The organism is Streptomyces sp. NPDC111520 (genome assembly GCF_055635295.1).
In genome coordinates, this window is record NZ_JBVKBW010000017.1 from 48,349 (window position 1) to 74,031 (window position 25,683).

Consider the following 25,683-nt stretch of genomic DNA (forward strand, 5'->3'; position numbering starts at 1 on the left):
GCCTATCGGGCGACGCCGGGACCCCCGGCGTCGGCACCGGACGCGGTCCCGGGCCCGGGTTCCGGCCCGCCCAGCAGCAGGCGTTCCAGCGCGGCCCGGTCCGGCAGGGGCTCCGGCCGGCTCACCTCCCCCGTCCTGACGTGCAGGAAAGCCGCCGTGACCTGCGACAACGGCACCCCGTGCCGCTCGGCCCAGGCGAGCCGGTAGACGGCCAGCTGCAGCGGGTCCGCCGTGCCGGACCGCCCGGTCTTCCAGTCGACGATCTCGTAGCTGTCACCCTCCCGGTACACCGCGTCGATCCGGCCGCGGATCACCCTCCCGGCGAGGCCGATCTGGAACGGCGCCTCGACGCGGTAGGGGGTGCGCTCGGCGTACGGGGTCCGCAGGAACGCCTCCTTGAGCGCGGCGAGGTCGCGCTCGTCGGCGATCTCGTCGTCGCCCTCGATGCCGGGCAGCTCCTCGGGGGCGATCAGCGGCAGCTCCTCGAATCGGGACTCGACCCAGGCGTGGAAGCGGGTGCCGCGCCGGGCCGCGGGCTGCGGCGGGCGGGGCATGGGGCGGGCCAGCTCGCGGGCGAAGCCGTCGGGGTCGGCGGCCAGCCGCAGCAGCGCCGAGGCGCTGAGCGTGGCGGGCAGCGGGACGTCGCGGACGGCCGCGCGGGAGCGGAGCAGTTCCTCGGTGAGGGCGTCGAGGTCCCGGTCCCAGGACGCGACGGCGCGGGCCTCCTCGGGGAGCAGCCCCTCGTCGCCGCTTCCGTGGCCGGACGCGGGCGGGCCGGGCTGGCCCGGGATGGCGGCGCGGGGCGCGGGCGCGTCCTCCCGGTCGCCCCCGTCGCCCGCGTCGTCCGGGCCGTAGGGGCCCTCCTCGTACGGGTCGCCGTACGCGTCGTAGTCGTCGTAGTCGTCGTAGTCCCCGTAGCCGTCGTAGTCCCCGTAGCCGTCGTAGTCCCCGTAGCCGTCGTACTCGTCGTACGGCGGCGGCGGCTCCTCCTCGTCCTCGGGGGGCGGCCAGTCGGGGTCGGGCGGGGCTGCCGCCGGGTACGCGGCCGGGGCCCGCAGGTGGGCCAGCACGCTGCGTGCGGCCTCGCGGCGGCGGGTCAGGGCGGCCTCGTCCAGGGGCAGCGGCCACGGCGTCTCACCCGTACGGGTCAGCGCCGGGTTGCCGGTGTCGGGCGCGGGCTCCTCGGCCCAGTGCTCGACCTCGCCGTGCCCGGCCTCGCAGTGCGCGCGCAGCGCCTCGAGGAAGGCGGACGGGCCGAAGGGCCGCTTCTGGCTGGGCCCCCACCAGTGGCCGGAGCCGAGCAGCAGGGAGCGCGGGCGGGTGAAGGTGACGTAGCCGAGCCGCAGTTCCTCGACCCGGTTGTGCTCGGCCATGGCCGCCTTGAACCCGGCCAGGCCCGCCCGGGACCACTCCTCCACGTCGGGCAGGGTGGCGGCGTCACCGCGCAGTGAGTGCGGCAGCACCTTGGCGTTGAAGTGCCACAGCTCGCGGCCCCGCTCGCTCGGGAACCCCTTGCGCACCAGCCCGGGGACGGCGACGACGTCCCACTCCAGGCCCTTGGACTTGTGCGCCGTGAGCACCTTCACCGTGTTCTCGCCGCCGGGCAGCGAGCTGTCCAGGCCCTTCTCGTACTGCGCCGCCGTGCGCAGGAAGCCGAGGAAGGCCAGCAGTGTGGCGTCGCCGTCCAGGGAGGCGAAGCCGGCCGCGATGTCCAGGAAGGCATGCAGGGTCTCCCGGCGGCGGGCGGCCAGGGCGTGCGGGGACGCGGAGAGCTCGACCTCCAGGCCGGTGACGGCCAGCACCCGGTGCAGGACGTCCATGAGCGGGTCGGCGAGGGCGCGGCGCAGCTCGCGTATCTCGGTCGCCAGGCGCGCGAAGCGCACCCGCGCCTCGGCGGAGAAGGGCAGGCGGTCCGCGGGCTCGCCGTCGACGAAGGTCTCCAGGGCGTCGGCGAGCGAGATCACCTCGGCCGGGTCGACGCCCGCCACCGCGGCCGCCAGCCGGTCCGCGGTGTCGCCGCGGCCCGGCACCAGCAGCCGCGCCCGCCGTCCGAGCAGGGCCAGGTCGCGCGGCCCGATCCGCCAGCGCGGCCCGGTGAGCAGCCGGACGAGGGCGGCGTTGGCCGTCGGGTCCTGCAGCACGTCGCAGACGGCGACCAGGTCGGCGACCTCCGGAAGGTGCAGCAGCCCGGAGAGTCCCACCACCTCCACCGGCACGTCACGGGCCACCAGCGCCGCGTGGATGTCGGCGAAGTGACCGGCGGCCCGGCACAGCACGGCGATCTCGCCGGGCGCGGTGCCGGTGCGGACCAGGTGCGCGATGGAGTCGGCGAGCCAGGCGATCTCCGCCTCCTGGGTGGGCAGCAGCGCGCAGCGCACGACGCCGTCCCGTTCCGCGCCGGGCGCGGGCCGCAGCGCCTCGACGCCCTCGTGGCGCTCGCGCAGCTCGGCGGCGAGGTCGTTGGCGAGGTCGAGCAGCCGGCCGCCGCTGCGCCGGTTCTCCGACAGGGACTGGCGCCGGGCGGGGCTCCCGTCGGCGTGCGCGAAGTGCACCGGGAAGTCGTCGAGGTTGGCCACCGAGGCACCGCGCCAGCCGTAGATGGCCTGGCAGGGGTCGCCGACGGCGGTCACCGGATGCCCCGTGCCGTCGCCGAACAGCGCGGAGAGCAGCAGGCCCTGGGCGACGGAGGTGTCCTGGTACTCGTCGAGCAGCACCACGGCGTACTGCTCGCGCAGGATGCGGCCGACCTCGGGGCGGGTGCGGGCCAGGGTCGCCGAGAGGGCGATCTGGTCGCCGAAGTCGAGCAGGTCGCGCTGCTTCTTCTCGGCACGGTAGGCGGCGGCGAGCCCGGTCAGGTCGATGCGGGCGCGGGCCGTCTCGGGGAGTCTGCGCAGATCCGCGTTGCCCAGCCGGATGCCGCCGAGGGCGGCGAGCCACTCCCGGTCGTGGGCGAGCAGCCGCTCGGGCGGCACCAGGTGCTCGGCGAGCTCGCCCTCCAGCGCCAGCAGATCGCTGACCAGGTTCGGGATGCCCTTGGTGAGCGCGGGGAAGGGACCGGGCGCGGCGCGCAGGACGCGCGCCGCCAGCTGGTAGCGCGTCGCGTCGGCGAGCAGCCGGGCGGTCGGCTCCAGCCCGATGCGCAGTCCGTGCTCCTTGAGCAGTTGTCCGGCGAAGGCGTGGTACGTCGAGATCTGCGGCTCGCCCGGCGCGTGGTCGGGGTCCGCCGGGTCCGGATCGCCGACGCCGGCCCGGACGAGCGCCTTGCGCACGCGCTCCGACAGCTCACCGGCGGCCTTGTTGGTGAACGTCAGACCCAGCACCTGCTCGGGCGCGACCTGCCCGGTGCCGACCAGCCACACCACGCGGGCCGCCATGACGGTCGTCTTCCCGGACCCGGCCCCGGCCACGATCACCTGCGGGGCGAGCGGCGCGGTGATGCACGCCAGCTGCTCCGGGGTGAACGGGATGCCCAGCAGCTCCTTCAGCTGCTCGGGACCGGTGATGCGGGAGGACACGAAGGGGAGGTTATCGGGCACCACCGACAGCGGCCGCCGCCGCCCGGTACGCGGGCTGTCACCGGTTCGGGCGCATTCCGCCCTACCGATGTAGAACATCGCGTTCTACGCCCGAAGCATGGAGCGCATCCCGGTACGCGAGCTGAACCAGAACACCAGCGCCGTGCTCGCGCGCGTGCAGCACGGCGAAACCTTGGAGGTGACCGTGAGCGGAACCCCGGTGGCCCGTCTCGTGCCCATCTCGGGCAGCCAGTCCGTGCTGGACCGCATGGTCGCCGAGGGACGCGCCACCCCACCCGCGGCCTCGGGTCCGGTCCCGGCGCCGCCTGTGCTCGGCGATCCGGGGATCGACACGGCGGCCGCACTCGTCGCCATGCGCGAGGAGGAGCGCTGGTGATCTACCTGGATTCGGCGGCGATCGTGAAGATGGTCCGCCGGGAGCAGGGCACACGCGAGTTGATCGCTTGGCTGAACGACCGCCCTGACGAACCCCTGGTGTCCTCGTCGCTCGTCGAGGTGGAGGTGCCACGTGCCTTGCGCCCGTCGGCCCCGCAGGCACTCGCCGGCGTCCCCGGTGTGATCACCCGGCTCTACCGGTTCGAGATCGACGCGGCCGTCCGTGCCACGGCTTCCGCCCACAGCGATCCGCTGCTCCGCTCGCTCGACTCGATCCACCTCGCGACGGCGCAGCTCCTGGCCGGTCAGGCAGGCGCGGAGCCGCTCGTCTTCGTCACGTACGACCAGCGCCTGCTGAAGGCCGCCCAGGACATCGGGCTGCGGGCCGAGGCCCCCGGCTGCTGAGACCCGCGCCTCACTCGACCACGTGCCGCCCCTCCGCGCGGGCGCTGCAGGAGGCGCGGAAGGCGCAGTTCTCGCAGTGCTGACCGGTGGAGGGGGTGAACCGCTCGTCGAGGACGCGGGCGGCCGCGCCGGCGAGCAGGGAGTCGGCCCAGTCGCCGCTCAGCGCCTCCTGGTGTTGGACGGTGGGCTGGGCGTCGCCGCCGTCGCGACGGGCGGCCCCGATGCGCAGCTGGACGAGTTCGGCGCCGCCTGGGGCGGGCCGGGTGCCGTGGAAGAGCTCGTCGACGGCGCCCTCGCGGACGGCCAGCTGGTAGACGGCGAGCTGCGGGTGGCCCTCGACCTCGGCGGCGGTGGGCTTGGCCTTGCCGGTCTTGAAGTCGACGACGTAGGCGTTGCCGTCCTCGTCGGTCTCGACGCGGTCCATGCTGCCGCGGATGCGGACGGCCACGTCCCCCGTCTCCAAGGTGACGTCGAAGCCGTGCTCGGAGGCGACGGCCTGCCGGCCGCGCTCCATGACGTGCCAGCGCAGGAAGCGCTCCAGGGCGGCCCGGGCGTTCTCCTTCTCCTGCTGGGACTTCCAGGGCGCGTCGAAGGCCAGCGCGTTCCACACCGAGTCCAGCCGCTCCATGAGCACGTCCAGGTCGGCCGGGGTGCTGCCGGAGGCGACCTCGTCGGCGAGGACGTGCAGGACGTTGCCGAAGCCCTGGGCAGCCGTGGAGGGCGGCTCGGCCTTCACCTCGCGGCCGAGGAACCACTGCAGGGCGCAGGTGTTGGCCAGCTGGTCGAGCGCGCTGCCGGAGAGGGTGACCGGCTCGTCGCGGTCGCGCAGCGGCACCCCGGAGCGGGTCTGCTCGTACAGGCCCCACCAGCGTTCCGGGTGGGCGGCGGGCACCAGCGGCTGGCCCGCGTCCTCCAGGCCCGCGAGGCGCGCCAGGCGGCGGGCGGCGGCCTCGCGCAGGGCAGGGGAGGCGGCCGGGTCGACGGTCGTGGCGCGCAGCTCGGCGACGAGGGCCGCCACGGACAGCGGGCGGCGCGCCCGGTGGGTGACGTCGGCGGGCTCGACGCCGAGTTCGGTGAGGAAGCGGGAGGGCTGGTCACCGTCGTCGGCAGCGGCCTTCACGGCGGTCACGACGAGCCGCTCGCGGGCCCGGGTGGCCGCGACGTAGAACAGCCGGCGCTCCTCGGCGAGCAGCGCGCCCGGGGTGAGCGGCTCCGCGAGGCCGTCACGGCCGATGCGGTCGGCCTCCAGCAGCGAGCCGCGGCGTCGCAGGTCGGGCCAGAGCCCCTCCTGGACGCCCGCGACGACGACGAGCCCCCACTCCAGGCCCTTGGAGCGGTGCGCGGTCATCAGGCGTACGGCGTCGGGCCGGACGGCACGGCGGGTCAGCACGTCGGCGGCGATGTCCTGGGCGGACAGCTCCTCCAGGAAGTTGAGCGCGCCGCGGCCTCCGGTGCGCTCCTCGGCGCGGGCGGCGGTGTCGAAGAGCACGCACACCGCGTCCAGGTCACGGTCGGCGTTGCGGCCGGCCGCGCCGCCCCGTGCCGCGGCGCGCTCCAGGCGGCCCGGCCAGGGGGTGCCGTCCCACAGCTCCCACAGCGCCTCCTCGGCGGTGCCGCCGCCGGCCAGCAGCTCGCGTCCCTTGCGCAGCAGCCCGCCGAGCCGCTGGGCGCCCCGCGCGTACGAGGGGTCGTGCGCCACCAGGCGCTCGGGCTCCGCCAGCGCCTGCGCGATCAGCTCGTCCGACGGCCGCGGTACGGCCACCCCGGCGGCCCGCTCCTCCTCGCGCAGGGCGCGGCCCAGGCGGCGCAGGTCGGCGGCGTCCATGCCGCCGAGCGGGGAGCCGAGCAGGGTCAGGGCGTCCTCGACGCCGATGCCCGGTTCCGGGGCGTCGGGCAGTACGGCCTGCGCGCAGACCCGCAGGGCGAGCAGGACCGGGGCGACGGCGGGCTCGTCGCGCAGCGGGAGGTCGTCGCCGTCGATGTCGACGGGCACCCCGGCGGAGGTCAGGGACCGCCGCAGCACGGGCAGCGAGCGGGACCCGGCGCGGACCAGCACGGCCATGTCGGACCAGGGGACGCCGTCCTCCAGGTGGGCGCGGCGCAGGACGTCGGCGATGCCGTCGAGTTCGGCGCCGGGCGTCGGGTAGGTGCGGACGGCGACCGAGCCCCCCTCGCGGACCGGCGTGAGCTCGCGGTGGGCGCGCACCGCCGCGGCCGGGAGCCGGGTCAGCGGCATCCGCCGGGTGACCAGCCGGGTGGCGGCCAGCAGACCGGCGCCGGAGCGGCGGGAGGTCGTCAGGACCCGGACGCCGGCCGGGCGGCCGTCGGCGTGCCGGAAGGCCTCGGGGAAGCCGAGGATGCCGTTCACGTCGGCGCCGCGGAAGGCGTAGATGGACTGGTCGGGGTCGCCGAACGCCACCAGGTGGCGGCCGCCGCCGGCGAGCGCCTGCAGCAGCCGCACCTGCGCCGGGTCGGTGTCCTGGTACTCGTCGACGTACACGGCCTCGTAGGCCCCGGCGAGGTGGCGGGCCACGTCGGGGCGCCCCGCCAGCAGCACCGCGCGGTGCACCAGTTCGGCGTAGTCGATGACCCCCTGCAGGTCGAGGACGTCCAGGTATTCGGCGAGGAAGCCGGCCGCCGCCGACCAGTCGGGGCGGCCCGTGCGGCTGGCGAACACGGCCAGGGCGCGCGGGCCGAGGCCCAGCTCGCGGGTGCGGGCCAGCACGGCCCGCACCTCGTCGGCGAAGCCGCGGGTCGTCAGGGCCGCGCGCAGCTCGTCCGGCCAGCGGACCCGGGTCCGCCCCCGGCGCTCCAGTCCGGCCTCGCCCGCCAGGAGCTCGCGCACCGCCAGGTCCTGCTCGGGGCCGGACAGCAGCCGCAGCGGGTCGGCGAACAGCTCGGGGTCCTGGTGGGCGCGGACCAGCGCGTAGCAGAAGGAGTGGAAGGTGGTGGCCTGCGGTGCGACCGCGCCGCCCATCCGGGCGGCCATGCGGTCCCGCAGTTCGCCCGCGGCCTTGCGCCCGAAGGTGAGGACGAGGATCCGTTCCGGGTCGGTGCCGCGCCGCACGCGTTCGGCGACGGCCTCGACCAGGGTGGTGGTCTTCCCCGTGCCCGGCCCGGCCAGGACGAGCAGCGGACCGCCGGGGTGCTCAACCACGGCGCGCTGCGCGGCGTCCAGTTCAGGGGGCGTCACCGGATCCGGAGCGGTCCGTAGCAGGCGGTAGCCGCCGGAAGGCCCGACCGTCCCCCCGGAGCGCCGTGCGGCGGCGTCCGTCTGGCGTGTGGAGGAGGAGGTCACGTGGTTCGCCGGTTCCGTGTGCGTGCGGGTGCGGATGCGGGGGCCTGGGCTCCCGGTGGCCGGGGGAGGCCGGGTGCCGACGGTACGCCACCGGTCACCGGGGGCGCCGCGCGTCCCGTCCTTCCGGTACGGATGCGGGAGCGGCCGGGCGCGGGGGGCCGTACTCCTTCCGGACGGCGGATCGCATCAACCGGTCCCCGATGGCGGAAGCTGGATGGTGTGAGCGTCCGGTCGTCAGTCGTCCCCGCCGGGGGCGGGCACGGGGTCCGTGCCGTCCCAGCGGGCCACGCGCATGTCCAGACGGGGTATGTGGCCCTTCGCGGCGCGCGGGGCCGGGCGCAGCGGGGTGCCCTCCGCGCGGTAGTGCTCAAGGGCGCGCAGCTCGTGGCCCGGCAGCAGCCCGCCGTCCGCGCGCACCACGCGCCACCACGGCACGGCCCCGCCGTACAGCGCCATGACGTGGCCCACCTGCCGGGGGCCGCCCTCCCCCAGCCACTCGGCGACGTCGCCGTACGTCATGACCCGTCCGGGCGGGATCCGCTCGGCGACGTCCAGCACACGCTCCGCGTACGCGGGCAGCTCCGGGACGTCGCCCGGACCGTCGTCCGGGTCGTGCGCGGTGTCCTTGCTCATCCGTCACATGGTGCCCCACGGCACCGACAGTCGTGGGCGGCGGGAGCGCGCACGGGGGCGCCCGGAACGGCGAATTGCCCCCTCCTGCGCCCATGCGCGGGCCGCTCGTGCCACCATCATCCGGGCGGTGACTGGTGATACGAGATCAAAAAGAGACAGCCGGAGAGCACGACGCGAGCGGGAACGGAGCCGCTCGCGCGGTCCCCGCTGCCTCCGAGGGCCCCGGGGACGGCGCCCCGGCCGAGGGTCCCACCGCCGTGCCGCAGGCCCCGCGTGCGCCCGGTGACACGGACGAGGGGGCCGGGGTCCCGCCGTCCACGGGTGCGGCGCCGGCCTCCGGCGACGACGCCGTGACCGCGGCGGAGGACGGGGCCGGCCGTGACGAGCGGGCCGCCGCGCACCCCGGGCCGGACGAGGAACCGCAGGCCCGCGGCGCGGCCGGTGCGGACCCCGGCGGTGACGGCCCGGCCGCTCCGGCGGAGGAGACCCCGGCCGGGGAGCCGGAAGGGGACACCGCGGACGACGCGGACGCGGCACGGCCACCGGGCGAACCCGGCGCGGACGACGCGGACGTCGCGGACGACGGCGCACGGACCACCGGCACCTCCCCGCACACCGACCCGGTGGCGCGCGACGAACCGCTGCTGCCCGCGCGCGTGCACCGGCCCGTCGACCTCATGCGCTTGCTCTTCGGGCTGCTCGGCATCGCGATCGTGCTGATGATCGCGGGCTTCGCGCACGCGACGACCTCCGGCGTGGAGCAGGACATCGCCGAGGGCGCGACGCACGCACCCGAGCCGCTGATCACCATCGCCGGGCTTCTGGCGACCGTGGCGGTGCTGATCGTCCCCGTGGCGTTCGCCGTGGAACGGCTGATCAAACGGGACGGACTGCGCATCGCGGACGGTGTGCTGGCCGCGGTCCTGGCGCACGGGGTGTCGCTCGCGACCGACCTGTGGGTGTCGGACGCGGCGCCCGTGGCGATCCGGGACGCGCTGACCCGCGACGCGCCCGGCGGCGGCATCACCGACCCCGTCCACGGCTACCTGGCACCGGTCATCGCCTACATGACGGCCGTCGGCATGGCCCGGCGCCCCCGCTGGCGAGTGGCCCTGTGGTTCGTGCTGGTCGTGGACTCCTTCGCGGTGCTGGTCGGCGGCTACACCACACCGTTCTCGATCGTCGTGACGGTGCTCATCGGCTGGACCGTCGCCTACGGCACGCTCTACGGGGTCGGCTCGCCCAACGTCCGCCCGACCGGCCAGAACCTGCTCGCGGGCCTGCGCCGGGTGGGTTTCGCCCCGCTGACGGCGGTCCGCGCGGAGGACGAGTTCCCCGACGCGCCCGACTCCGACCGGGGCCGCCGCTACCTGGTGACGCTCGAGGACGGCCCGCTGCTCGACGTCACCGTGGTGGACCGCGAGCAGCAGGCGCACGGCTTCTTCTACCGGATGTGGCGCCGGCTCCAGCTGCGCGGGATCACCCAGCGGCGCAGCCTGCAGTCGCTGCGCCAGGCGCTGGAGCAGGAGGCGCTGCTCGCCTACGCGGCCATCGCCGCCGGTGCCAACGCGCCTCGGCTGATCGCCACCTCGGAGCTGGGTCCGGACGCCGTGATGCTGGTCTACGAGCACATGAGCGGGCGCTCGCTGGACGCGCTGTCGGACGAGGAGATCACCGACGAGGTGCTGCACGGCGCCTGGGAGCAGGTGCGGGCGCTGCAGTCGCGGCGGATCGCGCACCGCCGGCTGGTCGGCGAGGCCCTGAAGATGGATCGTTGCGGCGGCGTCTTCCTGACCGACCTGCGCGGCGGGGAGATCGCCGCGGGCGACATCGTGCTGCGCATGGACGTGGCGCAGCTGCTCACCACCCTGGCGCTGCGCGTCGGCCCGGAGCGGTCGGTGGCCTCGGCCGTCGCCGTGCTGGGCCCGGACGCCGTCGCCGACTCGCTGCCCCTGCTGCAGCCCATCGCCCTGAGCCGTACCACCCGGGCCACGCTCAAGCAGCTCGCCAGGGAGCGGGCGCAGCGCGAGCGCGACGCCGTGCTGGCCGCGTCCCGGGCCCGGCGGGCGGACGGGGAGGCCGACGGAAGCGGCACCAAGGAGACGGGCAAGGAGACCAAGGCGGAGCGGCGCGCCGAGAAGAAGGCGATGGAGGACGCGCTGGACGGGGCCCGTGAGGAGGACCTGCTCACCCGGATCCGTCACCAGGTGCTGCTCATCCGCCCGCAGGCACCGGTGGAGCCGGTGCGGCTGGAACGGGTGCGGCCGCGCACGCTGATCAGCATCATCGCGGGCGCCTTCGCCGCGTACTTCCTGCTCTCCCAGATCAGCAGCATCGACCCGGCGACACTGCTCGGCGAGGCGAACTGGATCTGGGTCATCGTGGCCGTGCTGGCCTCCGCGCTCAGCTACGTGGCGGCGGCGATGGCGCTGTCCGGCTTCGTGCCGGAGAAGCTGTCCTTCCTGCGCACCACGCTGGCGCAGATCGCCGGCTCCTTCGTGAAGCTGGTCGCCCCCGCCGCCATCGGCGGCGTGGCGCTGAACACGCGCTACCTGCAGAAGTCCGGTGTGCGCCCGGGCCTCGCGGTGGCGAGCGTGGGGGCCTCGCAGCTGGTCGGCCTCGGTTCGCACATCAGCCTGCTGCTGGTGTTCGGCTACATCACCGGCACCGAGAAGACGCCTTCGCTGTCGCCGTCCCGCACGGTGATGGCGGGTCTGCTGACGGCCGGCGTGCTGTTCCTGGTGGTCACCGCCGTCCCGCCGTTGCGGCGCTTCGTCTCCACGCGGGTGCGGGCGCTGTTCGCCGGGGTGGTGCCGCGCATGCTGGACGTGCTGCAGCAGCCGATGAAGCTCACCACGGGCATCGGCGGCACCCTGCTGCTGACCCTCGCCTTCGTGCTGTGCCTGGACGCCAGCATCCGCACCTTCCACGGCGAGGTGAACTTCGCGGCGATCGCGGTGGTCTTCCTGGCGGGCAACGCCCTGGGCTCCGCGGCCCCGACGCCGGGCGGCCTGGGCGCGGTCGAGGGCGCGCTGATCGCCGGTCTGACCACCATCGGCCACCTGGACTCGGCGACGGCCACCTCCGCGGTGCTGCTCTTCCGGGTGCTGACCTTCTGGCTGCCGGTGCTGCCCGGCTGGCTGGCGTTCACCACGCTCACCAGGCGGCAGGCACTGTGACGAGGGCCCACTGACAGGAGATGTCAGTGGGCCGCCCCTACGGTCCCCGGTCATGGACCCCACGCACGTCGTCGAGCTACGGCAGTACACGCTGCGCCCCGGCGCCCGGGACACCCTGGTCGAGCTGTTCGAGCGCGAGTTCGTCACCGGCCAGGAGGCCGCCGGGATCCGGGTCGGCGGCCGCTTCACCGACCTGGACGACCCGGACCGCTTCGTGTGGATGCGCGCCTTCCCCGGCATGCCCGCGCGGCTCCGCTCGCTGCACGCCTTCTACGGGGGCCCGCTGTGGCGGGCGCACCGGGACGCCGCCAACGCCACCATGACCGACTCGGACGACGTCCTGCTGCTGCGCGGCCCCGGCCACCGGGTGCCGCCGGACGCGGGGCAGGTCGTCGTGACCATCTGTCATCCCGCCGACCCGGAGGCCTTCGCCGGGGCACTCGCCGGGCCCGGCGGGCTGCCGCCGGACGCCGCGGTGCACCGCAGCGAGCACGCCGTGAACGACTTCCCGGCGCTGCCGGTCCGCACCGGCGAGGACGTCGTCCTGTGGTTCACCGCCTTCCCCGACGCCCGGCCGCGGCCCGGACTGCCCGTCCTGCCCGCCGGGGTGGCCGATCACCCGCTGCTGCGGCCCGTGCAGCGGCTGCGGCTGGCGCCGGTACGCGTCCCGGCGCCCGGACCCGACGGGGCTCAGCGCAGGACGTCGCCGAGGTCGTAGCCGACCGGCTCCTCCAGCTGGGCGTAGCTGCAGCCGGCGGGGTCGCGGTCGGGGCGCCAGCGGCGGAACTGGGCGGTGTGCCGGAAGCGGTCACCCTGCATGTGGTCGTAGGCGACCTCCAGGACGAGTTCGGGTCGCAGGGGGATCCAGGAGAGGTCCTTGCCCGCGCTCCAGCGGCTCTGGGCCCCCGGCATCCGGCCGCCCGGCGCGGCCTCCGCCCAGTCCGCCCAGGGGTGGCCCTCGGTGGAGTCCATGCGCAGCGGCTCCAGCTCGCCGACCAGTTCCTCGCGGCGGCGCATCGGGAAGGACGCGCAGACGCCGACGTGCTGGAGACGGCCGGCGGCGTCGTGCAGGCCGAGCAGCAGGGAGCCGACCACGGGACCGGACTTGTGCCAGCGGAAGCCGGCGAGCACGCAATCGGCGGTGCGCTCGTGCTTCACCTTGAACATGGTGCGTTCGTCGGGCCGGTAGCCGAGGTCCGGGGGCTTGGCGACGACGCCGTCCAGGCCCGCGCCCTCGTACTGCTCGAACCACCGCCGCGCCAGCTCGATGTCGGTGGTGGCGGGGGCGACGTGGACCGGCGCCCCCGCCGGGCCGAGCGCGTCGACCAGGGCCTGGCGGCGCCAGGTCTGCGGGTCGGCCATCAAGGAGCGGTCGCCGAGCGCCAGCAGGTCGAAGGCGACGAGGGAGGCGGGGGTGCGTTCGGCGAGCTGCCGCACCCGGGAGTCGGCGGGGTGGATGCGCTCCAGCAGCGCGTCGAAGTCCAGCCGTCCCTCGCGGGCGATGACGATCTCCCCGTCGACGACGGCGCGCGGCGGCAGTTCGGCGCGGACCGCCTCGACGACCTCCGGGAAGTAGCGCGTCAGGGGCTTGCCGGTGCGGCTGCCGATCTCCACCTCGGCGCCGTCCCGGAAGACGATGGCGCGGAACCCGTCCCACTTGCCCTCGTACAGCATGCCGGGCGGGATCGCGGCGGCGGACTTGGCGAGCATCGGCTTCAGGGGCGGCATCACCGGCAGGTCCATGCGGCGATTCTCCGCCCGACAGGCGCCGCCCGCCCGTCGGGCCTACCGTGTCGGGGACGGAAGAGGCGGTGCCGGGAGAGGCGGTGACGGCATGGCGGAGGCGGTCGAGCTGACCGTCGGCGAGCGGACGGTCCGGATCTCGAACCCGGGGAAGGTGTACTTCCCGGAACCGGGCTTCACCAAGCTGGACGTGGCCCGCTACTACCTGGCGGTCGGCGACGGCGTCCTGCGGGCGCTGCGCGACCGGCCGACGACCATGGAGCGCTACCCGGACGGCGTCGGGGGCGAGTCGTTCTTCCAGAAGCGCGCGCCGAAGAACACCCCGGACTGGATCCCCACCGGCCGCATCCGCTTCCCCTCCGGCCGGTACGCCGACGAGATCTGCCCGACCGAGACCGCCGCGGTCGTCTGGGGCGCCAACCTCGGCTGCCTCACCTTCCACCCCTGGCCGGTCCGGCGGGGCGACCTCGACCACCCGGACGAGCTGCGCATCGACCTCGACCCGCAGCCGGGCACCGACTTCTCCGACGCGGTGGTCGTCGCCGGCGAACTGCGCGGGCTGCTGGAGGAACTGGGCCTGCGCGGCTGGCCGAAGACCTCCGGCGGGCGGGGCCTGCACGTCTTCGTCCCCATCGAGCCCGCGTGGACGTTCACGGGGGTACGGCGGGCCGCCATCGCCATCGCCCGCGAGATGGAGCGGCGGATGCCCGGCCAGGTGACCAGCGCGTGGTGGAAGGAGGAGCGCGGCGAGAAGATCTTCGTCGACTACAACCAGACCGCGCGCGACCGCACCATCGCCTCCGCCTACTCCGTACGGCCCAGGCCGCACGCCCCGGTCTCGGCGCCGCTGCGCTGGGAGGAGGTGCCGCAGGTGCACCCGCGGGACTTCGACCTGGTCACGATGCCCGCGCGGTACGCCGAGCTGGGCGACGTCCACGCGGACATGGAGGAGCGGGCCTACCGGCTGGACGCCGTGCTGGAACTGGCCGAACGCGACGAACACGACCACGGGCTCGGCGACATGCCGTACCCGCCGGACCACCCCAAGATGCCCGGCGAACCGCTGCGCGTCCAGCCGAGCAGGGCCCGCCGCAAGCCGGCCGACGGGGGCGCCGGGGACTGACGACGCGGCAGACCCGTGTGCCCGGGCGCCCGGCGCGGCGCTGGGCCGGGCACGACGGCGCACGGCACGTCGCACGCCTCGGGGCGGCGGCGCAGGAGACGGGCGGTTCGGTACGGCACCACCGCACGGCGCGGCACCCCCTACGACCCCACGCACCGCACGAAACAGGCCGCGGTACGGCGCGAATCGGCGCCCGCCGCGCGGCGCGGCCCGGCACGGACACGCCGCGCGTCACAGCACGGCACAGCGCGCCCCGCATGGCACCACGCACGACCCGCGGCGCGGCACGCCCCCGGCCCCCGAGGGGCCGGAGGGCGGCGCGACCCCTTCCCAGCGGGGCCGCACTGACGCATCATCAGGCCCATGCCCGCGCCTCGACCCGTGCCCCTGGACGAGTACCCGGTCCATCAGATCGCCCGTTCCATGCGCCACGTCGCGACCGGTGACCGCAACGCCTACGACCGTTCGATCTTCCACTTCTTCGACCACGAGGGCCGGGCCCTGCTCATCACGGGCCTCGGCGTCCACCCCAACCTCGGCGTCACCGACGCCTACGCGACCCTGACCCGCGGCACCGGCATGCTCGCGGTGCGCGCCTCCGACGCGCTCGGCGAGGACCGGATGCGGCAGCAGGTCGGGCCGTTGCGCGTCGACGTCCTGGAACCGCTCCGCAGGCTCCGGCTGACCTGCGACGACGAGTTCCTCTCCTACGACCTGGAATGGGAGGCCGCCTTCCCGGCCGTCGAGGAGCCGCACCACGCCCAGTACCGGGGCGGCCGGCTCTTCCTGGAGGCCAGCCGCTTCGTGCAGGCCGGCACCTGCCACGGCGTGGTCCGCACCGGCGACGGCGAGGAGATCCGCGTGGAACGCGGTCGCTGGACGGCCACGCGGGACCGCAGCTGGGGCGTGCGCCCGGTGCCCGGCGAGGCTCCGGGGCGGGCCGAGGAGGAGCACCGCCCGCGGGGTTTCCACTGGCTGTGGATACCGATCCGGTTCGACGACCGCTTCGTCATGGTGATCGCCCAGGAGGACGCCGAGGGCTACCGCTCCCTGGACGAGGCCCTGCAGATCACCGAGCACGGCCCGGACCGGCAACTGGGCCGCGCCCGGGTCGACATCACCTACCGGGAGGGCACCCGCACACCGGTCTCGGCCGTCGTCCACCTCGACGGCGGGAAGATCGGGGCCGAGGTGCTGGTCTCCAGCCCGCTCGCGGTCGGCGCGGGCTACCCGCCCGCCCGCGACTGGCAGCACGGCGAGTGGAAGGGCCGCGGCTGGCTCGACCGCCGTGCGTATGACCTGACGGATCCGGCGGTGACCGCGCCCGCCGCGTACGGAGTCACCGACCACGCCGCGCGTTTCGCCTGGGACGGCCGGGTCGGCTACGGCATCTTTGAGCACGGCAGCTTCGGCCGCCACTCCCCCAGCGGCTTCACCGGTCAGGAGGCCATGTGACAACGGTGCGCACCACCACCCGCGACCCCCGACTGCTGCGCAGTCGCCTCGACGAGTGGCTGGCCGCGAAGCACCCCGGCGCCCACTGCCGCGGCGTGCACCTGCCGGCCGCGAACGGCCTGTCCAGCGAGACCGTCCTGTTCGACCTGGCCGTCCCCCACCCGGCGGGCACCGCGCGGCAGCGCATCCGCCCCTGCGTGCTGCGGCTGGCCGGCGACCCCGACGCGTACGCCGTCTTCCCGACGTACGACATGGCCGAGCAGTACCGCGTCATGCGGACGGTCGCGGCCCGCACCCGCGTCCCCGTGCCCGAACTGCTGTGGCTGGAGCCGGACCCGGGGCCGCTCGGCGCGCCGTTCTTCGTCATGGAACGGGTCCCCGGCCGCGTCCCGCCGGACGTCATGCCGTACACCTACGGCGGCAACTGGCTCTTCGACGCCTCCGAGGAGGAGCGGGCACGGCTGGAGCGTTCGACGGTGCGGGTGCTCGCCGAACTCCACACCGTCCCCGGCGAGGGGACCCTGCGCGCGCACGTCGACGCCCAACGGGCCTACTACGAATGGGTCGTCGACGGGCGGACCCGTTCCCCCCTCGTCGAGCGGGCCTTCGCCTGGCTGGAGAAGCACTGGCCCGCCGACCCCGGCCCGTCGGTGCTCAGCTGGGGCGACGCCAGGATCGGCAACATCGTCTACGACGCGGACTTCACCCCGGTCGCGGTCCTCGACTGGGAGATGGCCTCCTCCGGCCCCCGCGAACTCGACCTGGCCTGGCTGGTGTACCTGCACCGCTTCTTCCAGGACCTCACCGTCACCGCCGGCTTCCCCGGCATGCCGGACTTCCTCGACCGCGACCGGACCGCCGCGACCTACGCCGAACTCACCGGGCACACCCCGCGCGACCTGGACTTCCACCTCCTGTACGCCGCGCTGCGGCACGCGGTCGTGATGCTGCGGATCGGCCACCGCCAGATCCACTTCGGGGAGCGCGAGACGCCGGCCGACCCCGACGCGCTGATCCTGCACCGGGACACGCTGCAGGCGATGGTGGAGGGCCGCCACCGCTGACCCCGGCGACAGGCGAGGACCTCACGTTCCGTGACCGCGGGGTCGTCCGGGGCGCCCACGGCGGCGCCCCGGGCGGCCCCGCGGCCCGTCGCGACTCCCCCCGGGGGGGCGGGCGCTCCTCACGACCTGCGCCCGGACGCCATCCGTGCCACCCTGACGGGGGAACGGGATGATGTTATTCACCCGTTTGTCATGTCGTGCACCGCCGTGTCCTGGTACGGGCTGCGAACCTCGGTCGGGAGGGGACCGTGCCGTCGTGAGGAGTACGCATGCACCAACACCTCGCCCGTGGCGTCACGGCCGCCCTCCTGCTGGGAACCTCCGCGTTCGTCACCATGCCGGCCCACGCCGCGCCCGCGGACCCCTCGTCCCCCACGGTCTTCGCCCACCGGGGCGCCTCCACCGAAGCCCCCGAGAACACCCTGGCGGCCGTGCGCCGGGCCCACGAGCAGCACATCGCGTGGATCGAGAACGACGTCCAGCGCACCAAGGACGGGGCCCTGGTCGTGATCCACGACGCGACGCTGAACCGCACCACCGACGTCGAGCAGGTCTTCCCCGACCGCGCCCCCTGGCGCGTCGCCGACTTCACGCTCGCCGAGATCCGCCGGCTCGACGCCGGCAGCTGGTTCGCGCCCCGCTTCCGCGGCGAGCGGGTCCCCACCCTCCAGGAGTACCTGCAGCTCCTCGACCGGAACCAGCAGGGGCTGCTGCTGGAACTCAAGCAGCCCGAGCTCTACCCCGGCGTCGAGCAGCAGACCGTCGACGCCCTCCAGAAGGCCGGCTGGCTCGACCAGGCGCACCTCGCCGGCCGGCTGGTCATCCAGAGCTTCAGCGCCGACGCCCTGCGCCGCACCCACGAACTGCGCCCGGCCGTCGTGACCGGGTTCCTGGGCAGCCCGCCCGTCTCCCGCCTGAAGGAGTACGCGGCCTTCGCCGACCAGATCAACCCGGACGAGAAGGACGTCACGTACGCCTACGTGCAGGCCGTGCACAGCGTCGACGGCCCCGACGGCAAGCCGCTGCGCGTGAACGCGTGGACGGTCGACGACCTGACCACCGCCGTCCGCATGGCGGCCCTGGGGGCCGACGGCATCATCACCAACCGCCCGGACGTCATCCGCAACGGCGTGCAGTGACCCGGACGGGAGGCCGCGCGGCCCGTTGAACCGCCCGGCCCACGGCGACGTACGAGTCTCTGTGGGTGGCACCGGGCCGCCGACGCCGGAGGAAGGGCCCAACGATCCCCGTGGATGCGAGCCGTCCCGTCAGCACCGCGCGCGAAGGCCACGCCCGGCCCGAGGTGCCGGGCCTCGAAGGGCTCCGCGGCCTGGCCGCCCTGTACGTACTGCTGTTCCACTGCTGGCTCTACACGTTCCCCGGGTATCCCGACAGTTCGGCCCCGCGGTGGCTGGACGGGCTCATGTACGGGCGCCTCGCCGTCGTCTTCTTCCTGGTGCTGTCCGGGTTCTCGCTGGCCGTCGCCCCGGCGCGGGACGGCTGGCGGCTGGGCGGTGCCCCCCGTTTCCTGCGCCGCCGGGCCTGGCGCATCCTGCCCCCGTACTGGGCGGCGCTCGCGGCGAGCCTGGTCATCGCCCGGTACGTGGTGCCGGCCTCGCACTTCGGGCCGCCCACCGGCGCGACGGTCGTGGTGTACGGCCTCCTCGGTCAGGACGTGCTGAACGCGCCGACGCCGAACGGCACGTTCTGGTCGATCGCCGTGGAGGCGGAGCTCTACCTGCTCTTCCCGCTGCTGCTGCTCGTGCGGCGGCGGCTGGGCGCCGTGGTGCTGGTCGCGGGGGCGGCGCTGCCGGTCGTGGTGTACGGCCTGATGGCGCCGGGCGCGTCCCCGGTGGAGGGGGACAACTGGCTCACCCCGCACCTGGCGCCGGTGTTCGTCGCCGGGCTGGTGGGCGCGGGGATCGTCGTCGCCTCGGCGCGCGTCCGGCGTCTGCCGTGGCACTGGTTCGCCGTGGCGTCCGCCGCGCCCGTCGCGGCGCTCGCCGCCGTCAAGGGCCGGGTCTGGACGGTGGACCACTACTTCTGGGTGGACCTCGCCGTCGTCCCCGCCATGACGATGCTGATCGCCGCGGTCGCCACGGGCCGGCCGGCCTTCCTGCTCCGGCTGCTGACCGCACGTCCCGTCCGGGGCCTGGGCAACGTGTCGTACAGCCTCTACCTGGTCCACCTGCCGGTCGTCATGGCCGTCATCCGGCGCGTGGCGCCGCGGTTCGTCGCCCCGGGACTGCCCACGTTCTGGTTCACGCTCCTGGTGGCGTTGCCCGTTTCGCTGCTGGCGGCGTGGCTGTTCGCCCGGGTCTTCGAGCTGCCCTTCAAACGGCACCGCTCCTGGAAGTCCCTGCCGGTGCTGCGCCGTTCCGTCGCTGCGGCCCCGGCACGGCGCGAACCGGCCGGGGTCACTCCGGCGGGTCCGTGACGTCCGGCCCACTCCGACGGCAGGGGCCCACGGCAACGGCAGAGGCCCACGGCGTCCGGACCGGCCGGACTCCGTGGGCCTCCGCTCTCGCGTCGGTCAGTAGACCGGCTTGTCCGGCTCGATCGTGTTGACCCAGCCGATGACGCCGCCGCCGACGTGGACCGCGTCGGCGAAGCCCGCGGCCTTCAGCACGGCGAGGACCTCGGCGGAGCGGACACCGGTCTTGCAGTGCAGGACGATCTTCTTGTCCTGCGGGAGGTCCTGGAGGGCGTTGCCCATGAGGAACTCGTTCTTGGGGATCAGCCGGGCGCCCGGGATGGAGACGATCTCGTACTCGTTGGGCTCGCGGACGTCGATGATGTCGATGTTCTCGCCGTCGTCGATCCACTCCTTGAGCTGCTTCGGAGTGATCGTCGACCCCATCGCCGCCTCCTGCGCCTCCTCGGAGACGACGCCGCAGAAGGCCTCGTAGTCGATGAGCTCGGTGACGGTCGGGTTCTCGCCGCAGACCGCGCAGTCGGGGTCCTTGCGGACCTTGACCTGGCGGTACTGCATCTCCAGGGCGTCGTAGATCATCAGGCGGCCGACCAGCGGCTCGCCCGTGCCGGTGAGGACCTTGATCGCCTCGGTGACCTGGATGGAGCCGATGGACGCGCACAGCACGCCCAGGACGCCGCCCTCGGCGCAGGAGGGCACCATGCCCGGCGGCGGGGGCTCGGGGTAGAGGCAGCGGTAGCAGGGGCCGTGCTCGGACCAGAAGACCGACGCCTGGCCGTCGAAGCGGTAGATGGAGCCCCAGACGTACGGCTTGTTCAGCAGCACGCACGCGTCGTTGACCAGGTAGCGGGTCGCGAAGTTGTCCGTGCCGTCGACGATCAGGTCGTACTGGCTGAAGATCTCCATCACGTTGTCGGCCTCGAGCCGCTCCTCGTGAAGGACCACGTTGACGTACGGGTTGATGCCCTTGACGCTGTCGCGGGCGGACTCCGCCTTGGAGCGGCCGATGTCCGCCTGGCTGTGGATGATCTGGCGCTGCAGGTTGGACTCGTCGACCTCGTCGAACTCCACGATGCCGAGCGTGCCCACACCGGCGGCGGCCAGGTACATCAGGGCGGGCGAGCCGAGACCGCCGGCGCCCACGCAGAGCACCTTCGCGTTCTTCAGCCGCTTCTGCCCGTCCATCCCCACATCGGGGATGATCAGGTGGCGGGAGTACCTGCGGACCTCGTCGACGGTGAGCTCGGCGGCCGGCTCGACCAGGGGTGGCAGCGACACGGGGACTCCGTTTGTCGATCGATCACTACGGGTGGTTCTCCCCGTAACACTGCCACGCCCTTCTTCATTCCAAGACCGCCGTCCCGAGGACCGAGACGATTCTTGGTCACATGCTGGGCGGCGGCTGACGGCGCAGCATCCGCGAGGCCTCGTCCCAGTAGGCCGGAAGGCCGTCCCATGCCGCGTGGTCGGTGCGGTCGGTGAAGTAGACCGTCGACGCGCCCTGCCAGCGGGCGATCCGCATCGCGTTCTCCAGGTGCGGTGCGGGGACGCCGTGCACCAGGTGGCAGAAGCGCTCCGGCGGGTGGGCGGCCGTCCACTCCGGGGCCTCCGACCAGCGGTACTGCGTCCAGGGCCCGGCGAAGGTCACCAGCTGGTCGGCGGCCTGGGCGTACCCCTCGTACGGGTGGCAGCCGTGGCCCAGCACGATGTGCCCGGTGCTGCCGCCCTCCACGCTCAGCAGCGCGCGCAGGGTGGTGATCACCCGCCGGCAGTCCGGCAGCTCCGAACTCGTGGTGGGGGCGCGGTCGAGGTAGAAGCCGTCGACCCGGTACCAGTCGAGGAAGCGGTGCGCGTCGGCGACCAGCTGGCCGAAGGGGCGCGCCCCGTGCCGGGTGTCCAGGTAGCCGAGCACGGGCACGGCCGCGTCGCGGAGCCGGGCGCACGCCTCGGTGTAGAGCGGGTCGACCCGGGCGCCGGGGCCGCGCGCCACGTTGAGCACCACCCAGTGCATCGGGGCGCCGGGGCGGGCCAGTTCGGCCCACTCGCCCGGGGCGACCAGCGGGTGCGCGTACGCGGGGACCCCGAAGCCCAGTCCGTCGCAGCGGTCGACCGGCCTGCGCAGGCCGCTCGGATTCACACGCGGCATGCCGCCTCCATCCAGACGTCGGCGAGGGATTCCTCGAGGGCGATGCGCGGTCGCCAGCCGAGGCGGTCGCGGGCGGTGCGGATGTCGGCCTGCTGCCAGACGCCGCAGCCGTCGGGGTAGTGGGGGTGGGTGTTGCCGTTCGCCGTCAGGTGCGGGTCCTCGACCTCGTGGAGGGCGCCCGCGTAGCCCGCGGCGTTGGCCAGCGCCGCGGCGACCTCGCGCAGCGGTACGGCGCGGCCCGTGCCGATGTTGACCAGGCCCTGGGCGGCGGACAGCGAGGCCGCGTGCACGGCGCGGGCCACGTCGCGCACGTCCACGAAGTCCCGCTGCACGCCGAGGCCGGTCAGCTTCAGGTCGCCGTCGCCGGTCTGCATGGCCCGGCGCATCGCCTCCGCGAGCCGTCCGATGGGCGAGGCGGTGGGCGTCCCCGGCCCGACCGGGGTGAAGACCCTCAGCACGACCGCGTCGAGCCCGGAGCCCAGCACCAGTTCCGTCCCGGCGAGCTTGCTGACCCCGTACGGGCCGCCCGGCCGGGGCACGGCGTCCTCGGCCGTCGAGGAACCGGTGGGCGAGGGCCCGTACTCGGCGGCGCAGCCCACCTGGACCAGCCGGGCCGAGGTGGCGCTGCGGCGCATCGCCTCGCACACGGAGGCGACCGCGATCGTGTTGTGCCGGGTCAGGTCGCGGGCCCCGCCGCGCGTGGCGCCCGCGCAGTTGACGACGACCCCGGGATGGACGGCGTCCATGAAGCGGGCCAGGGCGCCGGGGCTGCCGGACGACAGGTCGAAGCGCACGTCGGCGTCGTCGCTGCGGCCGAGCGCGGTCAGCTGCACGGCGGGGTCGGCCAGCAGCCGCTCGGCCACGTGGCGGCCGACGAATCCGTTGGCGCCCAGGAGGAGGACTCTCATCGCGAGCGCCTCCGCTGCGCGTGCCGTGGCCGGGGGTGCGGGTGGGTCATCGTGGGTTGCTCCTTGGCTTCTTCTTCGGAACTGCGGGGTGTGCCGGGCCGGGCCGGCCACCGCCCGCTCATCGCGGCGCCGCCGCGGCCGTGTACGCGGAGGCGCGCGAGAGCGTGGTCAGGGCGTGGGCCGCCAGCGCCAGGGCGGCGGCCGCGCAGGCCAGGGCCGGGACGGCGGCCGGCGGCAGGGGGAACCGGTCCAGCAGGGCGGCGGCGAGGGCCACGGCCTCGGTGGCGCAGGCGAGCCCGGTGCCGATGGCGGCCGGGTCCGGGTGGCCGTGCACCGCGAGCAGCCGCGCGGTGAACAGCAGCAGGGCGAGCGCGGCCGGGCCGGCCAGCGCCCCGGGCGTCAGCGGGGCCCCGGCCACGGCGCGGGCTGCGCACAGCAGCGCGAGCACGCAGCCGAGGAAGAGCGCCAGCGTGCCCGCCAGCAGCGGCCGTACGGAGCCGCCGAACTCCTCCAGGGTGCGGCTGCGCAGCAGATGGCCGCGGGAACGCACGGCGAAGCGGTGGGCGCACCAGGCGGCGGGTGCGAGGGAGAGCGCCAGCGCGGTCAGTTCGGCGGCGTCCGCGGCGGGCAGCACGCCCCCGGCGAGACCGTCGACGGCGCGCGGCCCGTACAGCCCGAAGCCCACCAGCCAGTAGCTCCACACCGCGCCGCCCGGGCCCGTGCCGTACGGCGCCCGCAGCGGTCCGCGGCGCAGGGCGGCCAGGAGCGCGAGCAGCAGCAGCGGCACGGCCACGGCGACCACGGTGAGCGGCGGCAGCACGCGCAGCGCCCCGCTCGCGGCGGCGCAGACGGCGCCCGGGGCGAGGGCGAGCAGCAGGGCGGGGCGGCCGGTGGGCCGGCCCGTGGCGGGCGCGGCACCGGCGCGGGGCACCCGGGCGTACAGCTCCTCGGCGAGGGTGAAGACGTCGCGGTGCCGGAAACCCGCCGCGACGCGGTCGGTGACGCCCTGCGCCTCCAGTCCCGCCACGATCTCCAGCGGGTCGACGGCCTCGGCGCACAGCTCCTTGTGGCGGTGCATCAGGCCGCGGACGGGGTCGGCGGGCCCGCGTCTGCGGGGGCCGGTCCTGCGGGCGCCGGTCTCGCCCTCCTGCACGTGGCTCATGCGCGCTCCCGCCCCTCGGCTCCGGCGTACGCGGGCTCACGGGCGGCCAGCGCCCAGGCGGGGGCGGCCGTCCAGCGCCCCGGGACACGGGATTCGGCGGGCCTGCCGAAGGGGACGGGGGTGCCGTCCGGATCGATCAGCGGGGCGTGCCGCCCGGGCGTGTGGGCCACCAGGTCGAGGTAGATCTCGCGGAAGGCCGCCAGGTTCCGCTCGACGGTGAAGAGTTCCAGGGCGCGTTCGCGCGCGGCGGCGCCCAGCCGCTGCCGGCGCTCGGGGTCGCGCAGCAGGGCGACGCAGGCCTCGGCGAGCGCCTTCGGGTTGCGCGGCGGCACGACCAGGCCGGTGCCGCCGATGACCTCCCGTACGGCGCCGACGTCCGTCGAGACGGTGGCCCGGCCGCAGAACATGGCCTCGACCAGGGTGACCGGGAATCCCTCGACGACGCTGGAGAGCACGACCACGTCACCGGCCGCGTACGCGTCGGGCAGCGCCGGGGCGCCCGGCGAGCCGAGCTCCTCGAAGGTGACCGGGTTCTCCCCCGCGGTCACGGCGTCGGCCGCCTCGTCCGGGAAGAGCTGCGCCGCCAGGGCGCGGCAGCGCTCCAGGTGCGCGGGGTCGCCCTCGCCGGCGCGGACGACCCGCAGCCGCGCCCCGGGCTCCTCCTTGCGCACCTCCCCGAAGGCGTGCAGCAGCCCGGTCAGGTCCTTGCCGGGGTCGACCCGGCCGACCCACACCAGTGTGGGGTCGCCCTCCTCGGCCTCGGCGGCGGGCTCGGGCAGGGGTCCCTGGTAGCCGGGGTAGACCGTGCGGACCCGGTCCCGCTCGGCGCCGCAGTGCTCCTGCCAGCGGCGCGCGTGGGCGTTGCCGGGGGTGACCAGGGCGGCCCCGCGGTAGGCCTCGCCCGCCAGGTGGCGGTGGAAGGCGGCGAGCAGGGCGCGTACGGGGGCGGGCAGGCCCGCGGCGCGGTGCAGCAGCAGGGTCTCGCGCAGCCGCACGCCGTACTCGGTCACCAGCAGCGGTGTGCCGAAGAACCGTTTGGCCAGCAGCGCGGGCAGCAGGGCGGTGCCACCCGTCACGGCGTGGCAGAGGTCGGCGGTGGCGAGGGCGTCGCCGAACTCGTCGTACCAGGGCGCGGAGAGCGGCCGCAGCACGCGCTCCAGCTGGTCGGCGGCGAGCAGCAGGTCGCCCACCCCGGCGTCCGCGACGAGGGGCCGCGCGCCGGGCGCCCGGCAGACCTCCTCCAGCACGCGCACCGCGTGCTCGGAGCGGAGCAGCACCGGCAACCCGCCGTCTTCGCGGGCGAGTTCGGCGAGGGCGTAGAGCGCGGAGGCGAAACGGTCCGCCACGCCGTTGGCGCCGGCGTCGCCCGCCAGCACCCCGACGAGGTCGCGGTACTGCTCCAGCGCCTGCGCCCGCCGGCGGCGCGCCTTGCCCGACACGGCCCCCGGACCCGGCGCGGGCCCCCACAGCGGCAGCGCGCGCACGCCGGTCACCTGGGGTGGCAGCGCCACCAGCCCCCCGGCCTCGGCCCGTTCGGTCCTGCCCAGCGCGTACACCGCGAACTCGTGCCCGGTGAGCCCGCGTACGAGCCGGTCGACCCAGGCGCCCCCCTCACCCCGGGCGTACGGATAACCACCCTCCGCGAGTAATGCGATACGCACGTCTGCCCCCTCTCGGCACCGGTCTGTTCGGGCGCGATGACCGTATTCCGGCGAAGTGGGGGCACGACGGACGGTTGTCCGCCGTGCCACCGAAAGGGGTGAAGAGACGTGACTTTCCCCGGCGTTGCGCGTTGTGACCGGGTAGACGTCTGCCGGGTGGTCCACGGGCGTGCGGAGGCGGCGCGGATCACTCCCGCGCGCACCGCGGGTGCCTGTCACCGTGAACGGCATGAAGCGCGCTGCCATGACGACGACGCCGGAGAGTGTCCCGGCGCGCTGACCCATGTCACGACGAAGCCCCGGGGCGAGTGCCCCGGGGCTTTCGTCTGCGGTCACTCGCCCTCCGTCCGCGAGGAGACCGTCATGCACGACCACCGCAGACTCGGCCGCGAGCTCGGCCTGTTCGACACCGACCCGCTGATCGGCGCGGGACTGCCCTGCTGGCTGCCGGACGGCGCCGCCGTCCGGCACGCGCTGGAACGCCCGCATCCGCGCGCAGGGCCCGCCCGGGCCGGTGGCCGGGAGCGGAGGCTCCCGGCCGGTGGCACACCGCCGGCCCCG

The 25,683-nt window shown here is 75.1% G+C and carries 18 protein-coding genes and 1 pseudogene; 10 read left to right on the forward strand and 9 right to left on the reverse strand.

Going from position 1 to position 25,683, the window contains the following annotated elements; translation table 11 throughout:
- Positions 1–2: 2 nt before the first annotated feature.
- On the reverse strand, positions 3–3,515 hold the full coding sequence (locus tag ACZ7MY_RS32525) for an ATP-dependent helicase (RefSeq protein ID WP_499606935.1): 3,513 nt from the start codon (positions 3,513–3,515) through the stop codon (positions 3–5).
- A gap of 118 nt (positions 3,516–3,633) precedes the next feature.
- On the opposite strand from ACZ7MY_RS32525, the gene ACZ7MY_RS32530 reads away from it, so the two are divergent.
- Together ACZ7MY_RS32530 and ACZ7MY_RS32535 are read left to right on the forward strand one after the other, a co-directional pair.
- Complete coding sequence (locus ACZ7MY_RS32530) at positions 3,634–3,912, forward strand: type II toxin-antitoxin system Phd/YefM family antitoxin (protein ID WP_018561520.1); 279 nt, start codon at positions 3,634–3,636, stop codon at positions 3,910–3,912.
- On the forward strand, positions 3,909–4,316 hold the full coding sequence (locus ACZ7MY_RS32535) for a type II toxin-antitoxin system VapC family toxin (protein WP_499606938.1): 408 nt from the start codon (positions 3,909–3,911) through the stop codon (positions 4,314–4,316). Before ACZ7MY_RS32530 ends, ACZ7MY_RS32535 begins: the two co-directional genes overlap by 4 nt.
- Before the next feature lie 10 nt (positions 4,317–4,326).
- Here the strand turns inward: ACZ7MY_RS32535 and ACZ7MY_RS32540 are convergent, their stop codons facing one another.
- On the reverse strand, positions 4,327–7,614 hold the full coding sequence (locus ACZ7MY_RS32540) for an ATP-dependent helicase (protein ID WP_499606941.1): 3,288 nt from the start codon (positions 7,612–7,614) through the stop codon (positions 4,327–4,329).
- Positions 7,615–7,848: 234 nt separating this feature from the next.
- Positions 7,849–8,247: an MGMT family protein gene (locus tag ACZ7MY_RS32545; protein ID WP_499606944.1), complete on the reverse strand. Its 399-nt coding sequence runs from the start codon at positions 8,245–8,247 to the stop codon at positions 7,849–7,851.
- A 677-nt stretch (positions 8,248–8,924) separates the two neighbouring features.
- On the opposite strand from ACZ7MY_RS32545, the gene ACZ7MY_RS32550 reads away from it, so the two are divergent.
- Positions 8,925–11,426, forward strand: a complete 2,502-nt coding sequence (locus ACZ7MY_RS32550; RefSeq protein WP_499607218.1) for a lysylphosphatidylglycerol synthase transmembrane domain-containing protein — start codon at positions 8,925–8,927, stop codon at positions 11,424–11,426.
- Between the two features lie 52 nt (positions 11,427–11,478).
- Positions 11,479–12,144, forward strand: a complete 666-nt coding sequence (locus tag ACZ7MY_RS32555; protein ID WP_499606946.1) for an NIPSNAP family protein — start codon at positions 11,479–11,481, stop codon at positions 12,142–12,144.
- Here the strand turns inward: ACZ7MY_RS32555 and ACZ7MY_RS32560 are convergent.
- On the reverse strand, positions 12,117–13,169 hold the full coding sequence (locus tag ACZ7MY_RS32560) for an ATP-dependent DNA ligase (RefSeq protein WP_499606948.1): 1,053 nt from the start codon (positions 13,167–13,169) through the stop codon (positions 12,117–12,119). The genes ACZ7MY_RS32555 and ACZ7MY_RS32560 overlap by 28 nt on opposite strands.
- A gap of 91 nt (positions 13,170–13,260) precedes the next feature.
- Here ACZ7MY_RS32560 and ligD point away from each other — a divergent pair, with 91 nt between their 5' ends.
- The 5 genes from ligD (at position 13,261) to ACZ7MY_RS32585 (ending at position 19,248) form a co-directional block, all read left to right on the forward strand.
- Positions 13,261–14,292, forward strand: a complete 1,032-nt coding sequence (gene ligD, locus ACZ7MY_RS32565; RefSeq protein WP_499606951.1) for a non-homologous end-joining DNA ligase — start codon at positions 13,261–13,263, stop codon at positions 14,290–14,292.
- A gap of 363 nt (positions 14,293–14,655) precedes the next feature.
- On the forward strand, positions 14,656–15,747 hold the full coding sequence (locus ACZ7MY_RS32570) for an Rv3169 family protein (protein WP_499606954.1): 1,092 nt from the start codon (positions 14,656–14,658) through the stop codon (positions 15,745–15,747).
- Entirely contained in the window at positions 15,744–16,811 is a 1,068-nt protein-coding gene (locus ACZ7MY_RS32575; RefSeq protein WP_499606957.1) for a phosphotransferase family protein, read from the forward strand. The genes ACZ7MY_RS32570 and ACZ7MY_RS32575 overlap by 4 nt, the downstream gene beginning before the upstream one ends.
- 269 nt (positions 16,812–17,080) lie before the next feature.
- On the forward strand, positions 17,081–17,950 hold the full coding sequence (locus ACZ7MY_RS32580; protein ID WP_499606960.1) for a glycerophosphodiester phosphodiesterase: 870 nt from the start codon (positions 17,081–17,083) through the stop codon (positions 17,948–17,950).
- 110 nt (positions 17,951–18,060) lie between these two features.
- Positions 18,061–19,248: an acyltransferase family protein gene (locus ACZ7MY_RS32585; RefSeq protein WP_499606963.1), complete on the forward strand. Its 1,188-nt coding sequence runs from the start codon at positions 18,061–18,063 to the stop codon at positions 19,246–19,248.
- Between the two features lie 96 nt (positions 19,249–19,344).
- Here ACZ7MY_RS32585 and moeZ read toward each other — a convergent pair whose 3' ends face one another.
- The 5 genes from moeZ to pelF form a co-directional block, all read right to left on the reverse strand.
- Positions 19,345–20,523 (reverse strand): adenylyltransferase/sulfurtransferase MoeZ, encoded by a 1,179-nt coding sequence (moeZ, locus tag ACZ7MY_RS32590; RefSeq protein ID WP_499606965.1) that lies wholly within the window; start codon positions 20,521–20,523, stop codon positions 19,345–19,347.
- A gap of 106 nt (positions 20,524–20,629) precedes the next feature.
- Complete coding sequence (locus tag ACZ7MY_RS32595; protein ID WP_499606967.1) at positions 20,630–21,391, reverse strand: spherulation-specific family 4 protein; 762 nt, start codon at positions 21,389–21,391, stop codon at positions 20,630–20,632.
- Entirely contained in the window at positions 21,379–22,299 is a 921-nt protein-coding gene (locus tag ACZ7MY_RS32600; protein ID WP_499606970.1) for an NAD-dependent epimerase/dehydratase family protein, read from the reverse strand. The genes ACZ7MY_RS32595 and ACZ7MY_RS32600 overlap by 13 nt, the downstream gene beginning before the upstream one ends.
- Before the next feature lie 118 nt (positions 22,300–22,417).
- Positions 22,418–23,461, reverse strand: coding sequence for a hypothetical protein (locus ACZ7MY_RS32605; protein WP_499606973.1), 1,044 nt, complete (start codon positions 23,459–23,461; stop codon positions 22,418–22,420).
- Positions 23,458–25,122 carry a GT4 family glycosyltransferase PelF gene (pelF, locus tag ACZ7MY_RS32610; protein ID WP_499606975.1) on the reverse strand — a complete coding sequence of 555 codons (1,665 nt, stop codon included), beginning with the start codon at positions 25,120–25,122 and terminating at the stop codon, positions 23,458–23,460. The genes ACZ7MY_RS32605 and pelF overlap by 4 nt, the downstream gene beginning before the upstream one ends.
- 363 nt (positions 25,123–25,485) lie before the next feature.
- On the opposite strand from pelF, the pseudogene ACZ7MY_RS32615 reads away from it, so the two are divergent.
- Positions 25,486–25,668 (forward strand): annotated as a pseudogene (locus ACZ7MY_RS32615) (threonine--tRNA ligase); the annotation flags it as partial.
- Positions 25,669–25,683: the final 15 nt, after the last annotated feature.

Bases quoted from the DNA above. Each gene is read 5' to 3' on its own strand.
- ACZ7MY_RS32570 (WP_499606954.1), top strand. From the start codon at position 14,656: ATGCCCGCGCCTCGACCCGTGCCCCTGGACGAGTACCCGGTCCATCAG.
- ACZ7MY_RS32545 (WP_499606944.1), bottom strand. From the start codon at position 8,247: ATGAGCAAGGACACCGCGCACGACCCGGACGACGGTCCGGGCGACGTC.
- ACZ7MY_RS32580 (WP_499606960.1), top strand. From the start codon at position 17,081: ATGCACCAACACCTCGCCCGTGGCGTCACGGCCGCCCTCCTGCTGGGA.
- ACZ7MY_RS32555 (WP_499606946.1), top strand. From the start codon at position 11,479: ATGGACCCCACGCACGTCGTCGAGCTACGGCAGTACACGCTGCGCCCC.
- ACZ7MY_RS32600 (WP_499606970.1), bottom strand. From the start codon at position 22,299: ATGAGAGTCCTCCTCCTGGGCGCCAACGGATTCGTCGGCCGCCACGTG.
- ACZ7MY_RS32550 (WP_499607218.1), top strand. From the start codon at position 8,925: ATGCGCTTGCTCTTCGGGCTGCTCGGCATCGCGATCGTGCTGATGATC.
- ACZ7MY_RS32605 (WP_499606973.1), bottom strand. From the start codon at position 23,461: ATGAGCCACGTGCAGGAGGGCGAGACCGGCGCCCGCAGGACCGGCCCC.
- ACZ7MY_RS32530 (WP_018561520.1), top strand. From the start codon at position 3,634: ATGGAGCGCATCCCGGTACGCGAGCTGAACCAGAACACCAGCGCCGTG.
- ligD (WP_499606951.1), top strand. From the start codon at position 13,261: ATGGCGGAGGCGGTCGAGCTGACCGTCGGCGAGCGGACGGTCCGGATC.
- ACZ7MY_RS32595 (WP_499606967.1), bottom strand. From the start codon at position 21,391: ATGCCGCGTGTGAATCCGAGCGGCCTGCGCAGGCCGGTCGACCGCTGC.
- ACZ7MY_RS32560 (WP_499606948.1), bottom strand. From the start codon at position 13,169: ATGGACCTGCCGGTGATGCCGCCCCTGAAGCCGATGCTCGCCAAGTCC.